This is a genomic window from Nocardia cyriacigeorgica, from assembly GCF_010868145.1.
Lineage (GTDB): Bacteria > Actinomycetota > Actinomycetes > Mycobacteriales > Mycobacteriaceae > Nocardia > Nocardia cyriacigeorgica_D.
In genome coordinates this window covers 64,909-82,393 of the sequence record NZ_JAAGUY010000007.1, presented here as the reverse complement: position 1 = coordinate 82,393, position 17,485 = coordinate 64,909, and the positions used below count along the sequence as shown (strand labels likewise).

General features: G+C 66.8%; 17 protein-coding genes. 8 read left to right on the top strand and 9 right to left on the bottom strand.

Going from position 1 to position 17,485, the window contains the following annotated elements:
• Window positions 1-49: 49 nt before the first annotated feature.
• The 4 genes from GV792_RS11630 to GV792_RS11615 are packed head-to-tail and all read right to left on the bottom strand — an operon-like array spanning window position 50 to window position 3,627.
• Window positions 50-469 carry a carboxymuconolactone decarboxylase family protein gene (locus GV792_RS11630; protein WP_163824083.1) on the bottom strand — a complete coding sequence of 140 codons (420 nt, stop codon included), beginning with the start codon at window positions 467-469 and terminating at the stop codon, window positions 50-52.
• Window positions 469-1,368 (bottom strand): NAD(P)-dependent oxidoreductase, encoded by a 900-nt coding sequence (locus tag GV792_RS11625; RefSeq protein WP_163824082.1) that lies wholly within the window; start codon window positions 1,366-1,368, stop codon window positions 469-471. The genes GV792_RS11630 and GV792_RS11625 overlap by 1 nt, the downstream gene beginning before the upstream one ends.
• Window positions 1,365-2,117, bottom strand: coding sequence for an SDR family oxidoreductase (locus tag GV792_RS11620; protein WP_163824081.1), 753 nt, complete (start codon window positions 2,115-2,117; stop codon window positions 1,365-1,367). The genes GV792_RS11625 and GV792_RS11620 overlap by 4 nt, the downstream gene beginning before the upstream one ends.
• A gap of 31 nt (window positions 2,118-2,148) precedes the next feature.
• Window positions 2,149-3,627 carry an aldehyde dehydrogenase gene (locus GV792_RS11615; RefSeq protein ID WP_163824080.1) on the bottom strand — a complete coding sequence of 493 codons (1,479 nt, stop codon included), beginning with the start codon at window positions 3,625-3,627 and terminating at the stop codon, window positions 2,149-2,151.
• 300 nt (window positions 3,628-3,927) lie between these two features.
• On the opposite strand from GV792_RS11615, the gene GV792_RS11610 reads away from it, so the two are divergent.
• The 7 genes from GV792_RS11610 to GV792_RS11580 are packed head-to-tail and all read left to right on the top strand — an operon-like array spanning window position 3,928 to window position 9,784.
• On the top strand, window positions 3,928-5,133 hold the full coding sequence (locus GV792_RS11610; RefSeq protein ID WP_163824079.1) for a cytochrome P450: 1,206 nt from the start codon (window positions 3,928-3,930) through the stop codon (window positions 5,131-5,133).
• Between the two features lie 55 nt (window positions 5,134-5,188).
• Window positions 5,189-6,004, top strand: coding sequence for an SDR family oxidoreductase (locus GV792_RS11605; protein ID WP_163824078.1), 816 nt, complete (start codon window positions 5,189-5,191; stop codon window positions 6,002-6,004).
• A complete protein-coding gene (locus GV792_RS11600; protein WP_163824077.1) occupies window positions 6,001-6,249 on the top strand; it encodes a ferredoxin in 249 nt (82 codons plus the stop codon). The genes GV792_RS11605 and GV792_RS11600 overlap by 4 nt, the downstream gene beginning before the upstream one ends.
• Complete coding sequence (locus GV792_RS11595; protein ID WP_163824076.1) at window positions 6,249-6,800, top strand: nuclear transport factor 2 family protein; 552 nt, start codon at window positions 6,249-6,251, stop codon at window positions 6,798-6,800. The genes GV792_RS11600 and GV792_RS11595 overlap by 1 nt, the downstream gene beginning before the upstream one ends.
• A 4-nt stretch (window positions 6,801-6,804) precedes the next feature.
• Window positions 6,805-8,055 (top strand): hypothetical protein, encoded by a 1,251-nt coding sequence (locus tag GV792_RS11590; protein ID WP_163824075.1) that lies wholly within the window; start codon window positions 6,805-6,807, stop codon window positions 8,053-8,055.
• A gap of 23 nt (window positions 8,056-8,078) precedes the next feature.
• Window positions 8,079-9,302: a cytochrome P450 gene (locus GV792_RS11585; RefSeq protein WP_163824074.1), complete on the top strand. Its 1,224-nt coding sequence runs from the start codon at window positions 8,079-8,081 to the stop codon at window positions 9,300-9,302.
• Window positions 9,299-9,784 carry a glutathione peroxidase gene (locus tag GV792_RS11580; RefSeq protein ID WP_163824073.1) on the top strand — a complete coding sequence of 162 codons (486 nt, stop codon included), beginning with the start codon at window positions 9,299-9,301 and terminating at the stop codon, window positions 9,782-9,784. The genes GV792_RS11585 and GV792_RS11580 overlap by 4 nt, the downstream gene beginning before the upstream one ends.
• A 42-nt stretch (window positions 9,785-9,826) precedes the next feature.
• On the opposite strand, the gene GV792_RS11575 is transcribed toward GV792_RS11580, so the two are convergent.
• The 5 genes from GV792_RS11575 to GV792_RS11555 form a co-directional block, all read right to left on the bottom strand.
• A complete protein-coding gene (locus tag GV792_RS11575; protein WP_163824072.1) occupies window positions 9,827-11,179 on the bottom strand; it encodes a cytochrome P450 in 1,353 nt (450 codons plus the stop codon).
• 235 nt (window positions 11,180-11,414) lie between these two features.
• Complete coding sequence (locus GV792_RS11570) at window positions 11,415-12,344, bottom strand: hydroxymethylglutaryl-CoA lyase (RefSeq protein ID WP_163824071.1); 930 nt, start codon at window positions 12,342-12,344, stop codon at window positions 11,415-11,417.
• Window positions 12,345-12,510: 166 nt separating this feature from the next.
• Window positions 12,511-13,743: a CaiB/BaiF CoA transferase family protein gene (locus GV792_RS11565; protein ID WP_163824070.1), complete on the bottom strand. Its 1,233-nt coding sequence runs from the start codon at window positions 13,741-13,743 to the stop codon at window positions 12,511-12,513.
• 148 nt (window positions 13,744-13,891) lie between these two features.
• On the bottom strand, window positions 13,892-14,830 hold the full coding sequence (locus GV792_RS11560) for a TauD/TfdA dioxygenase family protein (protein WP_163824069.1): 939 nt from the start codon (window positions 14,828-14,830) through the stop codon (window positions 13,892-13,894).
• 108 nt (window positions 14,831-14,938) lie between these two features.
• The gene (locus GV792_RS11555) at window positions 14,939-15,709 is read right to left on the bottom strand and encodes a deoxyribonuclease IV (RefSeq protein ID WP_163824068.1); all 771 of its coding nucleotides are present in this window, start codon (window positions 15,707-15,709) and stop codon (window positions 14,939-14,941) included.
• 106 nt (window positions 15,710-15,815) lie between these two features.
• Between GV792_RS11555 and GV792_RS11550 the strand changes: the two genes are divergently transcribed.
• Window positions 15,816-17,399, top strand: coding sequence for a serine/threonine-protein kinase (locus tag GV792_RS11550; protein WP_163824067.1), 1,584 nt, complete (start codon window positions 15,816-15,818; stop codon window positions 17,397-17,399).
• Window positions 17,400-17,485 lie beyond the last annotated feature (86 nt).

The window sequence follows — 17,485 nt, the reverse complement described above, 5'->3', positions numbered from 1 at the left end:
CGATCCTGTCCAGGGTGTGTCCCGCTCTGTGGCCCGGCGGCGGCGGACCTCACGGTTTCGGCGATTCGGCGGACGACGTTTCTTTATCCCGCGCCGCCTTCCTCTGCTGGCCGGCGATCGTGCTGACCGAGATGTCGAGCTTGCTGCCGGTCGGCCAGCCGATGTAATGGCACAGGAACAGGGCGATCTCGTGCAGTTGCTCCTCGGTGAGTTCACCGTTGCGCAGTGCGGCGCCGATCTGGATGGCCGCGGTGTCCATCAGGCCCTGGGCGGTGAGGGCCCCGAGTAGGACGAGTCGGCGGTCCCGGATGCTCAGGCCCGGCCGGGACCAGACGTTGGCGAACAGGTGATCGGCCGTCATCGCGAAATGATCGCCTGGGTACTCCTGGAACGGGGTGCCGTACACCTCCTCCATTTTCGCCAGGCCGCGCTCGCGGACCGTTGGTTCGGTGCCGTTTGCCTCACTCATCACTTCTCCTTCGCCGCGGCGGTGGCCGCCGAGTCGTTCGCGGGCACACCGAGCCCCGGTCCGAGATGCTCGCGCGCCAGCCCCGCCAGCGGTAGGTCGACGCCGAGCCGCGCACCGAGATCCAGCGCGAGGGACAGATCCTTGTCGCCGAGGTCGCGGACGTGACGCATGATCGGCAGCCAGAAATCGCCGTCAGCGATCGGTCCGGTGCGCTCACGCAGCATGATCGCGCCGGGTCCGCCGGTCACGGCGTCGGAATGCCGGACGACCTTGCCGAGCGTGGTGATGTCGAGACCGGCAGCTTCGGCCAGCCGCTGAGCCTCGGTCACCGCGGTGAACGCGACGAAGTGCAGTAGGTTGCGCGCCAGCTTCATCCGGGTGCCCGCACCCACCGGCCCCGCGTGCACGATGAGATCGCTGAAACAACCGAACGGCTCGCGCACCCGGGCGAAGGCCGCCGCGCTGCCGCCGACCATGACCGCGAGCTCCCCCCGGTTGGCGCCGGGTGCACCACCGCTGACGGGTGCGTCGATCAGCTCCACTCCGTGCTCGGCGCAGCGCGCGGCCAGATCGGCCGCTGTGGAATCGCTGATCGTCGAATGGACGGCGATGATCGTGCCGGAGGCCGCTGTTTCCAGCAGGCCGCCCGGACCGGTGACCACCTGGCGAACCTGCGCGTCATCGACCACCGCCACCGAGACCACGGCGCATTTCTCGGCGAGCTCGGCAGCCGATGTCGCGGACTCGGCGCCCGCGTCGACGAAGGGCGCGATGGCTTCCGCGCGGGTATCGCAGACGGTGAGCCCGCCCGGCCATTCGAGCAGCTGCTTGGCCATCGGGGCGCCCATGCTCCCCAGGCCGATGAAGCCGATCCGGACACCGGCCGTCGCGGTACTCACGACCGGAACACCTGCCCGCCGTCGATATTGAAGATCTGTCCGGTGACCCAGCTCGCCTCGTCCGACAGCAGATACAGGCAGGCGCCGACCAGGTCCTCCGGTGTGCCCATCCGCTTGAGCGGCAACCGCTTGATCATGTCCTCGACGATGACACCCGGCGTCACCGTTTTGGTGGCTTCGGTATCAATCGGGCCTGGAGCGATGGCATTGATCCGGATCTTCGAACCACCCAACTCGAACGCCAGTTGCTGGGTCAGCCCGTTCACCCCCACTTTCGCCAGGCCGTAGAAACCCGAGTACACCCAGGCGGCGGTGGACGATTGGTTGACGATCGACCCGCCGCCGCGCGCGGCCATATGTTGCCAGACCGCCCGCGTCATGATCAGCGCGCCGTTGAGGTTGACGTTCATGAACCGCTGGTAGTAATCCCACGGCACGGTGAGCAGCAGATCCAGCTTCATATCGCCGTAGATGGCGGCATTGTTGACCAGATGGTCGATGCCGCCGAATTCGGCGACGGTGAATTCGGCCAGTGCCGCGGCGGATTCGGGATCGGCGACGTCGACCTCGGCGAAGACCGCCTTACCTCCGTCGGCGACGATCTTCTCCGCGACGGCGGTGCCGAGTTCGGTATTACGGTCGGCGACAACGACATTCGCGCCTTCGGCGGCCAATGCCTGCGCGTAGGCTGCGCCGATACCGCGGGCGGCGCCGGTGACGATGGCCGACTTTCCGGTGAAACGGACCATGATGCGAGCTCCTGAGAGGTGGTGGTGAGGGTCAGCTGGGGCGGCCGGTGGCGATGAGCTTGGTCTCCAGGTACTCCTCGAACCCGGCGACGCCCATTTCCCGGCCGATGCCGGACTGCTTGTATCCGCCGAACGGTGCGTCGGCCGCGTACCAGACGCCGCCGTTGACGCTCAGCGTTCCGGTGCGCACGCCGTCGGTGACGCGTCGGATCCGTTCTGGATCGGTGCTCCAGACCGCGCCGGACAGGCCGTAGGGGGAGTCGTTGGCGAGACGGATGGCGTCGTCGTCGCCGTCGTGCGGGATCACCACGAGCACCGGGCCGAAGATCTCCTCGGTGGCGACCGTTGCGCCGGGTGCGACATCGGCGATCAGCGTGGGTTCGATGAAATAGCCGCGATCTCGTCCGGCTGGGCGTCCGCCGCCGACCACGATGCGCCCGCCTTCGTCACGGGCGATCGCGAGATAGCGTTCGACACGGTCGCGTTGCCGCGCGGAGATGAGCGGGCCGCAGACGGTGCCGGGTGCGGTCGGATCGCCGGGGGCGATACCGCCCATGGTCGCTGCCGCGATCTGGATCGCCTGGTCATAGGCGGCGCGGGGGACCAGTAGCCGGGTCGTCAGTGCACAGCCCTGCCCGGCGTGTACGCACACCGAGAACGCGGCGACGCCGACGGCGGCGTTGATATCGGCATCATCGAGCACGATGAACGCCGATTTGCCGCCCAGCTCGAGGAAGGTCTTCTTGATGGTGGCCGCGGCCGCCGTCATCACCGCGCGGCCGGTGGCGGTGGAGCCGGTGAAGCTGACCATGTCGACCCGGGGGTCGGTCGTGAGCTGGGTGCCGAGGCTGTGATCGTCGGAGGTCACGATATTCACCACGCCGGCGGGGATATCGGTGTGCTCGGCGATGATCCGGCCGACCGCGGCCGCGCACCACGGAGTATCCGGTGCGGGCTTGAGCACGACGGTATTGCCTGCCGCCAGGGCGGGGCCGAGCTTGGCGAAGTTGATCTGATGCGGGAAGTTCCACGGGGTGATCGCGCCGACCACCCCGGTGGCCTCACGCCGCAGCACCCGATGGCTGCTGACGCCCATCGGCGCGGCGATACCGAGATCGGTTTCCCAGCTGTAGGTCTCGGCCAGCTTCGCCGCGAAATCCAGGTCGGCGATCGGACCTTCCAACTGCGGTCCGCGGGTGAACATGATCGGCGCGCCCGCCTCCGCGACGGTGATCTCACGCAGCTGCTCGACGTGCTCCTGAAGTGCGGTGCGCAGCTGGGTGAGGCAGTGCGCGCGAAAGGCGTGATCGCGGGACCAGTCGGTGTCGTCGAAGGCGCGCCTGGCGGCGGCGATGGCGGCGTCCATATCGGCGGCGTCGGCATTCGCGGCGTGCCCGAGCACTTCTTCGGTGGCGGGATTCACGGTGCTGAAGACGCCGGCACCGCCCTCGCTGATCAGCGTGCCGCCGATCAGCGCGGGGGCGCCGTCCGCGGACAGCAAACTGTTCATAGCTGACTCCGTAAGTGTCTGGACAGGTGTACGGAATATAGTCCGGGTTCTTTCGGTTAGGCAAGAACTTGTTCTAGGTCGATCGCGGTTCGCGCAGGGTGCCGCAGCCGCGACGGCACGATTGCCGTGGCGCGGTAAATCCTCCGGATTACGGCGATTGTGCTGGATAAACAACCGGAATCATTGTCGACGTGGCGGGACGCTGGTACCGTCCAGACACATGTCCAGCTATGTGTCTCTACCGAATGGTGGTGACCGGATCCCAGATAAGAACTGGTTATCGAATGCGAGGTGGGCGCGATGACGGCCGCATCGGTGGAACCGCTGATTTTCGATCCCTATGACTACGCCTTCCACGAGGATCCCTACCCTGTCTATCAGCGGCTGCGCAACGAGGCGCCGCTGTACTACAACCCCGATCTGGATTTCTGGGCGCTATCCCGGCACGCGGATGTGTTCGCCGGCTTCCGCGACGCCACCCGCCTGTCCAGTGCCAACGGGGTGTCGCTGGATCCCGCCGCCTGGGGGCCGCACGCCCATCACGTGATGTCGTTTCTGGCCATGGACGATCCGCGCCATATGCGGATGCGCAGGCTGGTGTTCAAGGGCTTCACGCCGAAACGGGTCGCCGAGATGACCGACCGCATCCGCGAACTCACCCTCGAACACCTCAAACCGGCGTTCGCGGGCGAGAAGTTCGACTGGATCGAGGGATTCGCGGGCAAGCTGCCGATGGACGTCATCTCCGAGATGCTCGGTGTGCCCGCCGACGATCGCGCCGAGATCCGCAGGCTCGCCGACCTGGTGGTGCACCGCGAGGACGGCGTCCTCGATGTGCCGATGGGCGCGATCGAGGCCTCGGTCGCGCTCATCGGCTACTACACCGAGATGGTCGCGCAGCGGCGACGCCAACCCGTCGACGACCTGACCTCGGCCCTGCTCGACGCCGAGATCGACGGCGATCGGCTGACCGATCAGGAAATCATCGGCTTCATGTTCCTGATGGTCGTGGCAGGCAACGAGACCACCACCAAGCTCCTGGGTAACGCGCTGTACTGGGGTGCGCACAATCCAGGGGAGTACGCCAAGGTCGTTGCCGACCAGGGGCTGGTCACCGACTGGGTCGAGGAGACCCTGCGCTACGACACCTCCAGCCAGATCGTCGCGCGCACCGCGACCGTCGATATCCCGCAACACGGCGGCGTCATCCCGGCCGGGGCGAAGGTGCTGCTGGTGATCGGTTCGGCCAACCGCGATTCCGCGGTGTTCGACGACGGCGATCACTACCGCATCGAACGCACCGACAAGGGTTCGCTGGTGAGTTTCGGTGCGGGCGTGCACTTCTGCCTAGGTGCCCATCTGGCACGGCTGGAAGCCTGCGTCGCTCTGGAGGAATTCGCGGCAAGGACCCGAGCCTACGAGGTGCACGAGGCAGGGGTGGAGCGGGTGCATTCGACGAACGTGCGCGGGTTCGCCCGGCTGCCGATTTCGGTGCATGCCCGATGAGTGACCACGCAGCGCTCGTTCGATCCGATCAGACCATGAGACAGGAGGTGCGCTGATGCCGCGCTTCGAACCCCACCCCGCCCGACGACCGGCCCTGATCGCGGGCGCGTCCTCCGGTATCGGCGCAGCGACGGCCATCGCGTTGGCCGAACTGGGCCATCCGGTGACGCTCGGCGCCCGTCGCGTCGAGCTGTGTGAAGAGCTCGCCGGAAAGATCCGGGCCGACGGCGGTGAGGCGCTCGCGCAACGGCTGGACGTCACCGATACCGCCTCGGTCGACGAATTCGTCCGGGCCGGCGAACACGCGCACGGACCGGCCGAGATCCTGGTGTCCGGCGCCGGGGATATCGACTTCTCGCTGGTCGAGGAGATGGCCCCGGAACGGTTCGCCCTACAGGTGCAGGTCCACCTGATCGGTGCGCATCGACTGGTGCATCGCGTGCTGCCGGGGATGGTCGAACGCCAACGTGGCGACCTGGTGCTGATCACCTCCGACTGCGCGCCCGCGCCTCGGCCGCGGACCGGTGCCTACAGTGCGGCCAAGGCCGGGTTGGAGAACATGGTTACCCAGTTGCGGATGGAGTTGGAGGGCAGCGGCATCCGCGCCTCCATGGTCCGTCCGGGGCCGACGCTCACCGGTATGGGCATGAACTCGACACCCGAGGTGGTCGGCCCACTGCTCGAGGACTGGAAGGACTGGGGATTCGCCCGGCACCCGTACATGCTGCGGGCATCCGATCTGGCCGCCGCGGTGGTCGCGGTGGTGACCACACCGCGCGGCTCGCATCTGGTGTCGGTCGAGGTTCAGCCCGAAGCGCCGCTGCGGGAACGGCGCACCGCGCACCGCGAACCAGAAGGAGGCGAGCGGTGAGAATCCGGGTGGATCTGGATCTGTGCCAGGGGCATGCGGTCTGCCAGGACGAAGCCCCGGATGTATTCACGGTGCCCAAACGTGGGCAGGCGGAAGTCCTGGACGAGACCCCGGATGCCGCCGCCCGCCCCGATATCGAACGGGCAGTGCGCTACTGCCCGACCCAGGCGTTGTCGATCATCGACGACGCGGACGCCGATTCCGCGCCGAGCGGAGCCGGGAAATCGCAGGAAGGTAGACGGTGATGGCAGGTTTCGACCGCGCGGAACTCGACGAAATGGTGCGGCGCTGGGTGGAGGCGAACCGGGACTGCGAGGACAAAGGTGACTGGGCCCCGCTGGCCGAGATGTACACCGAGGACGCCACCTACGGCTGGAACTACGGGCCAACCCAGGAATTCATGGCGGTCGGGCGCGACGAGATCCGTGATCTGGCGCTGGTGCAGGAGATGCAGGGACTGGAGGGGTGGACCTATCCGTACCAGGAGTTCGTCATCGATGAACGGTCCGGCAACGTCATCGGCCTGTGGAAGCAGCTCGCCGAGGTCACCCGGGAAGATGGCCGCAACTACAGTCCGGAAGGTATCGGCGGCAGCTGGTTCCGCTACGGCGGCGATTTCCAATGGTCGTGGCAGCGCGACTTCTTCGATTTCGGCAATGTGTCGAACCTGTTCGTGGAGATGATCCAGAAGAACGTGCTGACCGACGGTATGCAGAAACGCATCCAGCGTTCGGTATCGGGCGAGCCGTTGCCGGGCTGGTACCGCGTCGGCGAATCTCCTGTCCCGCTGTGGTGATGCCATGTCCGAACCAGTGAGCAACTATGTGGGCCTTTCCCGGGATACCTTGGCGACGCTGCTGCCCGAACTGCTGCTGTGCGGGCATCTGATCGACCGCTCCGGAATGGCGCACACCATCGGAGCTTTCGGCCGTGAAGGCATGACCGAGGTGGCCATCACCGAATGGCAGCTGGCCAGCCCGGTCTACACCCGCCGCATGCAGCGAGCGCTCGGCTTCACCGGCGACGATGTGGAAACCATCTTCAAGGGTTTGCAGTTCGATATCGGCGCACCGCCGCAGTTCATGGATTTCAGGTACCGGCTCCACGATGGCCGGCACGGCGAATTCTGGCTCGACCACTGTGGTGCGCTCGCCGATGTGGAGCCGCTCGGCCGCGATTTCGTGGTCGCCATGTGCCACGACATCGAAGACCCCACGTTTGATGCCACCGCACTGGCCACCAATCCGCATGCGCAGGTCCGGCCCGTACATCGCCCGCCGCGGGAACCGGCCGACCGAACGCCGGTGTGCGCGTGGACGGTCACCATCGACCCGGCCAATGCGCCGCCACCTACTCCGGAGGGTGCGGAGCTGGTGGCGGAATCGGCGGCCGCGCACACCGTCTTGTCCGCGATCGTTCCCGATGATGAAGGCCGCGGCGACTATTCCGGTCCGCTGCTCAGCGATATCCGCTTCGCCGACTTCTCTCGTTCGGCCCTGATCCGGCTGGCCGACGAGGTGTGCCTGCAGCATCATCTGCTCACCCTCGCTTTCGGTATCGCGGTGCGCAGGCGGACCGATCCGGAATCCGCGGCCGCCATCGTGCGCAAACAGTTCGCGGGTATTGCCGGGCTCACCTCCGAGCGGCTGCGCGATGCGCTCGGGGTCGGCACCGATCGCGCGGCGCTGGCCGAAGTGCTGCGGCTGCACCCGGCATTCAATCCGCTGCCGTACACCGGTATTCGGGTCGAGGCGAGTGACACCACGGTGCGTCTGCATTTTCCACGCCGCAGCGACGCCGTCAGCGATGGTGCGTGGCCGGTGCTGATCGATGCCGAGCACACCCAACCGCTGGACGCCATGGTGCGCGGGGTGAACCCGTGTTTCCACGTGGACGAGGTCAGTACCGCCGATGGCGAATGGACCGTGACGATCGCGCAGGCCGACGAGCCGTTCCGGGAGGCGATCGAGGTGGCGATCGCCAAGGTCAGTACCGGTGCGGGCTTCGCCTTCAGCGATCGTGGCATTCCGCTGCCCCTCACGGTCGTGTGAGCGATTCCAGAAAGGACACCCCCATGACATCGACATTGCCTCCCGGATTCGATTTCACCGACCCCGCACTATGGGCCGAGCGCAGTCCGGTCGAAGAATTCGCGCTGCTACGCCGGACCGCGCCGGTGTGGTGGAATGCCCAATCCGACGACACCTCGGGTGGTTTCCGCGACGGCGGCTTCTGGGTGGTCAGCAAACTGGCCGATATCAAGGAGATCTCGCGTAACCCGGAGTTGTACTCCTCGCAGGACAAAGGCGCCATCATCCGGTTGCCCGGCGACATCACCCCGGAGCAGATGTCGGTGACCGGTGCGCTGCTGGTGAACATGGACCCGCCGAAACATTCCAAGATTCGCCGGATCATTTCCAAGGGGTTCACTCCGCGTGCGGTCGAAGGACTGCGCGCCGCGCTGACCGAACGTGCCGCAAAGATCGTGCACGAGGCCAAGAAGACCGGCAGCGGTGATTTCGTCACCCAGGTCGCGTGCGAGCTGCCGTTACAGGCGATCGCCGAACTGCTCGGTGTGCCGCAGGACGACCGGCGCAAACTGTTCGACTGGTCGAACCAGATGCTCAACTACGACGATCCCGAGTACGGCGATGCCACCATGGCCTCGGCGGAAATCCTCGGCTACGCCTGGAATATGGCCGAACAGCGGCGGGCGAATCCGGTCGACGACATCGTCACCCAGCTGGTCAATGCCGATATCGACGGTGAAGGTCTCGGCTCCGACGAATTCGGGTTCTTCGTCATCCTGCTCGCCGTCGCAGGCAATGAAACCACCCGCAATGCGATCACCCACGGCATGAAAGCGTTCGTGGACAATCCCGAACAGTGGGAGCTGTACAAACAGCAACGCCCACGCACCGCACCCGACGAGATCGTGCGCTGGGCCACCCCGGTGACCGCCTTCCAACGCACCGCCACCGAAGACCTGACCCTGGGTGGACAGCGCATCACCACGGGCCAGCGCCTCGGCCTGTTCTACAGTTCCGCCAACTTCGACGAAGACGGCTTCGCCGACCCGTTCACCTTCGACATCCTGCGCGATCCCAATCCACACGTCGGATTCGGCGGAACCGGCACCCACTACTGTGTCGGGGCCAATCTGGCCAAGCTGGAAATCGACCTCATGTTCAACGCCATCGCCGATGCGATGCCCGCCCTGCGGTCCCTCGCCGATCCGGTACGGTTGCGCTCGGGGTGGATCAACGGAATCAAGAATTGGCAGGTGCGATACGAGTGAACGTTCGAGACATTCCGGTGCGTACCCTCTCCGGTGAGCCGTCCACGCTTGCCGGTCTGGTCGGAGATCGCGTCGTGCTGCTGGTGAACGTGGCGTCCAAATGCGGGTTGACCCCGCAGTATTCGGGCCTGGTCGAACTGCAGAAGAGCTACGGCGATCGCGGATTCAGCGTCATCGGTGTGCCGTGCAATCAGTTCATGGGCCAGGAACCGGGCACCGCGGAGGAGATCCAGCAGTTCTGCTCGATGACCTACGGCGTGGACTTTCCGCTGCTGGAGAAGGTCGACGTCAATGGCGACGACCGGCACGCGCTCTACCAGCCCCTGGTCGAGACCGCCGACGCCGAGGGCGCGGCGGGCGATATCCAGTGGAATTTCGAGAAGTTCCTGATCGGCCGCGACGGCGCGGTGGCGGGCCGGTTCCGGCCGCGCACCACACCGGACGATGCGGCGTTGGTGGCGGCTGTCGAAGCGCTGCTCTGACCGACTGCTGATGGGGTCCGCTCACCGGGCGGACCCCATGTCTCATTTCCGTCGCCTGCGGTAACGCACCGTGCACGGCTGCTGTAGCTGCACCACCATCTTGCTGTGATCGTTGCGGTAATCCTGCGATGGCAGCCCCATCTCGAACTCCCAATCCCGCAGCAGGATCGAGAAGATGGCCTTCAACTGCATCAGGGCGAATGCCGCGCCGACGCAGCGGTGGCGGCCTGCGCCGAACGGGATCCAGGTCCACCGGTTGAGGATGTCTTCCTGGTTCGGGTCGATATAGCGGCCCGGGTCGAAAGCATCGGGATTCGGGAAATCCTCGGCGATCCGATTCGAAATCGCAGGTGTCGCGGCCACCATATCGCCGGGTTCGATCCGGCTGCCGCACACATCGAATTCGTCGCGCGCCACCCGCATCAGGATGATCAGCGGCGGATGCAGCCGCAGCGTCTCCTTCAGCACCGCCTCGAGCTGCGGAATCTGGCGCAACGCACCGAAACTGATATCGGAACCGTCGCTGTAGAGATCGTCGAGCTCGGCCACCACCTTCTGTAGCTGCTCGGGATGGCGCAGCAATTCGATGACACTCCACGCCGCCGTACCCGAGGTGGTGTGATGTCCGGCGAACATCATCGAGATGAAGATGCCGGTGATCTCGCTGGCACTGAACCGCGGCTTACCGTCCTCGCCGGGTACCGACACCAGCACATCGAGCATGTCGCGGTCACCGGATTCGGCAGGCGGATTCGCCGCGCGGGTGTCCATGATCTCCTGCACCAGCGCGACCAGCTCGCTGCGGGCGGCGTCGCGGCGGCGAAAACTCTCGATCGGCGCGTACGGATCGACGTAGGCGAGGGCGTCGGTGCCGCGTTCGAGATCGTGATAGAGCTGGGCGAAACGGCCGTCGAGCTGATTGCGGAATTTCACCCCGATCAGGCAGGCCGAGGAGGTGTAAATGGTCAGTTCGGCGAAGAAATCGAGCAGATCTATTTCCCCGGAATCACCCCAGTTCGCCACCATTTTGTCGACCTCGGCGGCGATCGTCGCGGCGTGCCCGCGCATCTGGTCGCCGCGTAACGCCTGGTTGTGCAGCATTTCCTTACGACGTTCCGGGCTGGCGTCGAAGACGACGCCGTCGCCGAATATCGGTTTCATGAACGGATAGGCGGCCCCCTGATCCAGCTCCTCGTCGCCGGCCCGGAAGAAGAATTCGTTGGCCTCGGCCCCGGTCAGCAGGATCACCCGCTTGCCCGCGAGTTCGAATGCGCCGACATCGCCGCATTCCTCCCGAACCCGGCGCATCAGCGCGATCGGGTCCATCCGGAACTCGTCGAGATGGCCATGTTCGGAGTCGCCGCCGGAGACTCGTTGCGGCTGCACCAGAGTCATCGAAAACCTCCCGGTGATCACTGTCCGGTCATGTGATGGACACGTGTCTGGACAGTACTACGACTCGAGTGGGCCGAGCAAGCGATCGGTGATCGCGGCCGGTTCGCAAGAAAGGTTCGTCGATAAGAAGGTGGGCGGTGGAATCGAGCGCATGGAGGACCGGGTCGGGCTGAGGCCGGCCGGTCTGCCGGGAGTTACGTCACGCTGAATCAGCGTGACGTCGGCGGTCGCTCCCTCAGCGGGCTCGGATCACCCAGTCGAATGCCTCGGCCTCCGAGCGTGCGCCCTGCGTGGTGCGTGAGCGGTTGGGTTCGCCGAGTTCGGTCAGGATCTCCTCGGTGAGCCCGACCAGCGACGCCAGGGCGGCAGGGGTGAACCAGTCCGGGCGGGTGGCGAACAGTAGGTCCTCGGTCGCGGTATTGCCGCTGGCCCCAGGAGCGAACGGGCAGCCGCCGAGCCCGCCGAGCGAACCGTCCACCATGGTGGCGCCCGCGCCGATCGCGGCCAGCGAATTCGCCACGCCCATGCCCCACGTATCGTGGCCGTGGAAGACGATGCGGCGCTGCGGGGTTCGCTCGCGCACGGCCGTCACCAGGGCCGCGACCTCGGCCGGATAGGCCTGGCCGAGCGTGTCGGCCAGGACGATGTCGGTGGCACCATCGGTGCGCGGATCCAACGCGATGGCCAGCACCCGCTCCGGATCGACCGGCCCGTCGAACGGGCAGGTGAACGCCGTGGCCAGACACAGCTGAATGGCGCCGCCCGCCTCCGAGGCAATCCGTACGGCATCCGGCATGGCAGCGACGCTGGCCTCGGTATCGCGGCCGATATTGGCCCGGTTGTGCGCATCCGAGACCGAGAAGCAGTACTGGAAATTGCGCACGCCCGCGGCGGCGGCCTTCTCCACGTGGCGTGGCGTGGCGACCCACAGCCAGCAGCGCTCGAGCTCCTCGGGGGTCAGCGCGGAGACGAGTTCCATGCTGTTGGCCATCGGCGGCACCAGATCAGGGCGCGCCATGGAGCCGATCTCCAGCGCGGGCACCCCGAGTGCGAGCAGCCGCCGCACGACGTCCACCTTCTGCTCCACGGGCAGCGGCTTGCCGGTCAATTGCAGACCGTCGCGCAGGGTCACATCCCGCAACAGTGGCGCCGCGGTCACAGCCATCGCGGTGCTCGCTTGTCCTGTGCCTGCGGCGGCACGCACATCACGCCGCCGCACGGCTTCTCGTTCATTCCGGCCGGATTCGGGTGCACGGTCGGACGGCGATGCTCCGGGGCGCGCGGTTCCCAGCTTCCCCGAGCCGGTGGGCGACGCGGGGTACGACGGCGCCTCATGAGGCCGCCTCCTGATCCCGCGCGCCGGTGAGGGTATCGATCTCGGCCGCACTCATACCGAGCACATCCGTCAGTACCTGTCTGGTGTGCTCGCCCAGATCGGGGCCCACCGAGCGGATAGGCAGCGAACGCTCGCCGATGACCGGAACGATGCCGGGGAAACCCACCTGTTTGGGTTCGGGTTCGCCGACATCGACCGGAAAGTGCTGGATCATATTGCGGGCCGCGTACTGCTCGTCGGCGACGATATCGGCGGCGGTGTAGATCGGCCCGCACGGGATGGCGGCGTCTTCCAGGATGCGCAGCGCTTCGTCGCGGGTGTGTCGGATCGTCCACTCGCCGATCGCGGCATCGAGACGGTCACGGTGGCGCCAGCGGCCCGCGTTGTCCTGTAGTTCCGGATCTGCGGCCAGGTCGGTGCGATCGATCACAGCCATATAGCGCTGGAAGATGGCATCACCGTTACCGCCGATGATGATGCTCGCGCCGTCCGAACACGGATAGGCGTTGCTCGGGGCGATGCCCTCCATCCGGCCACCCACCCGCTCCCGGTTGATGCCGTACGCCAGATAGTCCGGGACCAGCGACTCCATCACCGACAGAATGGCCTCGTTGAGCGCCACGTCGATTACCCGCTGTTCCAGTGGCACGGTTGCGCTGCTGCGCTCACGCTGGAACAACGCCATGACCGTGCCGAACGCGGCGTAGATCCCGGCGATGGAATCGCCGATCGAGACACCGACGCGCACCGGCGGCCGGTCCGGGTCACCGACCAGTTCACGCAGTCCGCCCACCGCCTCGGCCACCGCCGCGAACCCTGGGCGCGCGGCCAGCGGGCCGGTCTGGCCGTACGCGGAGATGCGGGTGATCACCAGATTCGGGTTGGCTGCCTCGAGGACCTCGGGACCGAGCCCCCATTTCTCCAGCATGCCGGGACGGAAGTTCTCCAGCAGCACATCGCAGTGCCGGACCAGATCCAGCACCACCGCGCGCCCGGCATCGGTGCGCAGATCCAGGGTGATCGACTTCTTGTTGCGGTTGATGGTGCGGTAGAGCATCGAAGTGTCGCCGCCGTAGAGACGCCAGTTGCGTAGTTCGTCGCCGGTCTCGGGGCGTTCGACCTTGATCACCTCGGCACCGAAATCGCCGAGGATACGTCCGGCGGTCGGAGCGGCCACATAATTGCCGAGTTCCAGGACGCGCACACCGTCCAGGGGCCTGATACTCATGGCCATCAGTGTGAACCATGGGTGTGTCCGCCCGGCGTTTGCCTCCGCCGGACGGACACACCTGCGCTGTCAGGCACCTGTATCTGTTGGCACCTGACCGGGGGCCCTGCGTGGTTACGCTTCGCTACCGCCTCCGGGCCCTGACCGGTCAGGCAGCGGCCTGCTGCGGCACGTCGATGATCGAGTAGTGCTCGGCGTCACCGGCGCGGACGGTGCTCAGCGAGCCATCGACACCGACCGGGACATCGCCGGCCAGGGTGATCCTGGTCAGCCTGCGCGGCTGGTCGTCGTAGTCGTCGACGGCGTAGTGCTGGGTGGCGCGGTTGTCCCAGATCGCCACATCACCATCGGACCAATTCCAGCGCACGGTGTGCTCGAGCTTGGTGACCCGGTCCTGGAACAACCGGAACAGCGCCTGCGATTCGGTCACGGACAATCCGACGAAATTCTTGACGAAATGGCCGAGCAGCAGCGCCCGCTCGCCGGTCTCCGGATGCACCCGCACCACCGGATGCTCGGTCTCGAACAGCGTCGACTCGAACTCGGCGCGATATTCGCGCTGGTGGTCGGTGGGTTCGGTGCCGGTGCGGGTGGCGTAGTCGTAGGCGTTGGTGTGCACCGCACGCAGGTTCTCGGCCAGCAACTTGAGCGGGTCGGGCAGGGAATCGTAGGCGGCCACCGTCGAGGCCCAGGTGGTGGAACCGCCGTAGGTCGGTAGATGCACCGCACGCAGGATCGAGGCCTTCGGAATCCGGTCGACGAAAGTGACGTCGGTGTGCCAGCTGTTGGCACGGCCGCGTTCGGAGTCGATGGCCAGGGACTTGATGCCCTGCGAAGTGACGGTCGGATGCGGGGTGGTCGGACTGCCGAGCAGTTGTGCGAACTCGTGCTGGGAGTCCTCGTCGAGGTGCTCCTGGCCGCGGAAGAAGATCACCTTGTGCTCGAGCAGCGCGCGATTGATGGCGGTCACGGTCTCGGTGTCCAGATCGGCGCCGATTCGGACACCGTCGATCCTGGCACCGATACGGGAACCGAGCTTGACCACCGAGACGGCGGCGGAGGCGGGGGTGGCGTTGTCGACGGTCATGGGTCACCTTCGCGGGGAGAGCGGATGTTGATGTGACGAGCACACCACCGCCCTGCCGCCGCGGACAGGTTTACGGTCGGCCTGATCGCAACGGTGCCCGCCGCCGCATCAGCCGACGTGTTCGCGAAGGTAGGCCAGATCCTCTGCCACACCTTCGGCCGGAGTCTCCAGGACCACCGGCGCGTCGGCGGTGCGGCAGACCTCGGCCAGCAGCTGCGGATCGATGGTGCCGTCGGCGAAGTTGGCGTGCCGGTCGGCGCCGGAATCGAACTCGTCACGTGAGGAATTCAGGTGCACCAGATCGATGCGGCCGGTGATCGCACGGATCCGCTCGACCACACCGACCAGCTCCTCACCGCCGGCCCAGGCATGGCAGGTGTCGAGGCAGAAGCCCGCACCGAAATCGCCCACCGCATCCCAGAGCCGCGCGATGGAATCGAAATGCCTGGCCATGGCATGGTTTCCGCCCGCGGTGTTCTCGATCAGGATCGGTACCGCGAAGCCGCCCTTGTCCTGCTGACGCTCGAACAGTTTGCGCCAGTTGATGATCCCCGCCTCGACCTCATCGTCGGAACGGACGTGGCCGCCGTGCACGACCAGGCCGAACGCGCCGATATCAGCGGCGGCCTTCGCCTGCTGGGCCACCGCATTGCGTGAGGGCATGCGCAGCCGATTGTTCAGGCTGGCCACATTGATCTGATAGGAGGAGTGCACCACCACATCGATCGGGCTGGCCAGGATCTGCTCGGCCCGCGGATGCGGCTGCGGCTTATCCCAACTCTGCGGGTCGACGACGAACAACTGGATGACGTCGGCGCCGAGTTTCTCACCCCAGCCGATCGGATCGCTGTCGAGCCGGACATGTGCTCCAATGCGCATGCTGTCACCATAACGACCGCCACCGACAGCCTCGAGGTGTTGCGCCCGGGCGGGTCGGCGATATACATCGGTAGGATTGGATTCGACCCGAAGAGGGGGGTGCACGGTGCTGGCGGCTGGCGACGAGTTCGTGGGTTACACCATCCGGAAAGTGCTCGGCCGCGGCGGTATGGGCACCGTCTACCTGGCCAAGCATCCTCGGCTGCCACGTCTGACGGCGCTGAAGCTGCTCAACCGGGAGCTCTATACCGACAACGAGATCCGCCGCCGCTTCGAACGCGAGGCCGACCTCGCCGCGCAACTGGACCATCCCAATATCGTCACCGTCTACGACCGCGGCGCCGAAGACCGTCAGCTGTGGATCTCCATGCAGTTCGTGCCAGGCGCCGACGCCTCCATCGCGGATGTGAACGTGCTCGCGCCGGGGCGCGCCGTGCAGATCATCGCCGAGACGGCGGCCGCCCTGGATTTCGCGCACGCCAACCGGGTCCTGCACAGGGATGTGAAACCTGCCAACATCCTGCTCGCCAAGGCGCCCATCGGTCAGCCGGAGCGGGTGCTGCTCACCGATTTCGGCATCGCGGGCATGCGGGACAGCGACACCACATTGAGCTCGGCCGACACCATCACCGCGACGCTCGCCTTCGCCGCCCCCGAACAGCTCACCGGCGCCAAACTGGACCACCGCGGCGACCAGTACTCGCTGGCCTGCACGCTGTACTGGCTGCTGACCGGTGATTCGCCGTATTCGGCCGCCTCGCCCGCCGCGGTCATCAACGGGCATCTGTCCGCGCCGGTGCCGCGGCTGAGCCGGGTGCGTCCCGGATTACCGCCCGGACTCGATGACGTGCTGGCCCGTGCGTTGGCGAAGGGCCCGGTCGACCGCTACACCAGCTGCACCGAGTTCGCCGCCGCGGCGCGCAGGGCATTGGGTACGTCGGGGGCGCAGCAGCACTACACCGGGTGGTTGCCGACACCGGGGCCGTATGTGCCGCCGCGCCATGGCTCTGCCGGACCCGCGCCGCACCACGGCAACGCCGGGCCGCCACATCGGCATCCGACCCCGCCACCACATCCGGTGGCGCCATCGCGTGGAGTTCCGCTGTATCGATATCCGCAGCGACCGGCACCCGGCCCGCACGGGGCGCCGCCACCCGGGGTCCCGCCACATCATGGCCCGGCATACACACCCGCCGCTGGGCATCCGGCGCCGCACGGTCGCGGACCCGAGTCGCGACCGGACCACCGTTTCCCACCGGGCTGGGTGCCGCCCCATCCGGGTGGGCAGATGCCGCCGGGCCACGGCGCCGGCGAGCCGCCCGTGCACGGTGGTTCCGGCCGTCCTGGCTCGGCGACGCCACCCGGGACCAGGCCGTTCCCGCGGTCCCCGCAGCACGGCGGCACTCCGCCCGGACATCACAGTGGTGATCAGTGGCCGACTCCGGACGGCCGCGCCGGATCATCCGGACGCGGTGCAGGCGATCCGGGGCCCGGTGCGGGCAATGGTGCCCACACCCCGAACGATGCCGACCCGGTGGAGCAGGCTGCCGAGGACAACAGATCACGTCCGGCGACGCCGCGACGTCCGCCCGCCGCGGTGATCGACCTGCCGGGCGCGCCGCGTCGTCCCGGTCGGGCACCCTTCGGCGGGCAGCTCGGCAGGCCGCGGCAACCGCCGCCGGAGCAGTGATCGACTGAAGGCTCGCCGGGCTCGGACAGCGGCCGCCACAGGGCCGAGAAGGTTTCGATCTGCGGCTCGGCAATGGTGTCGCGGGA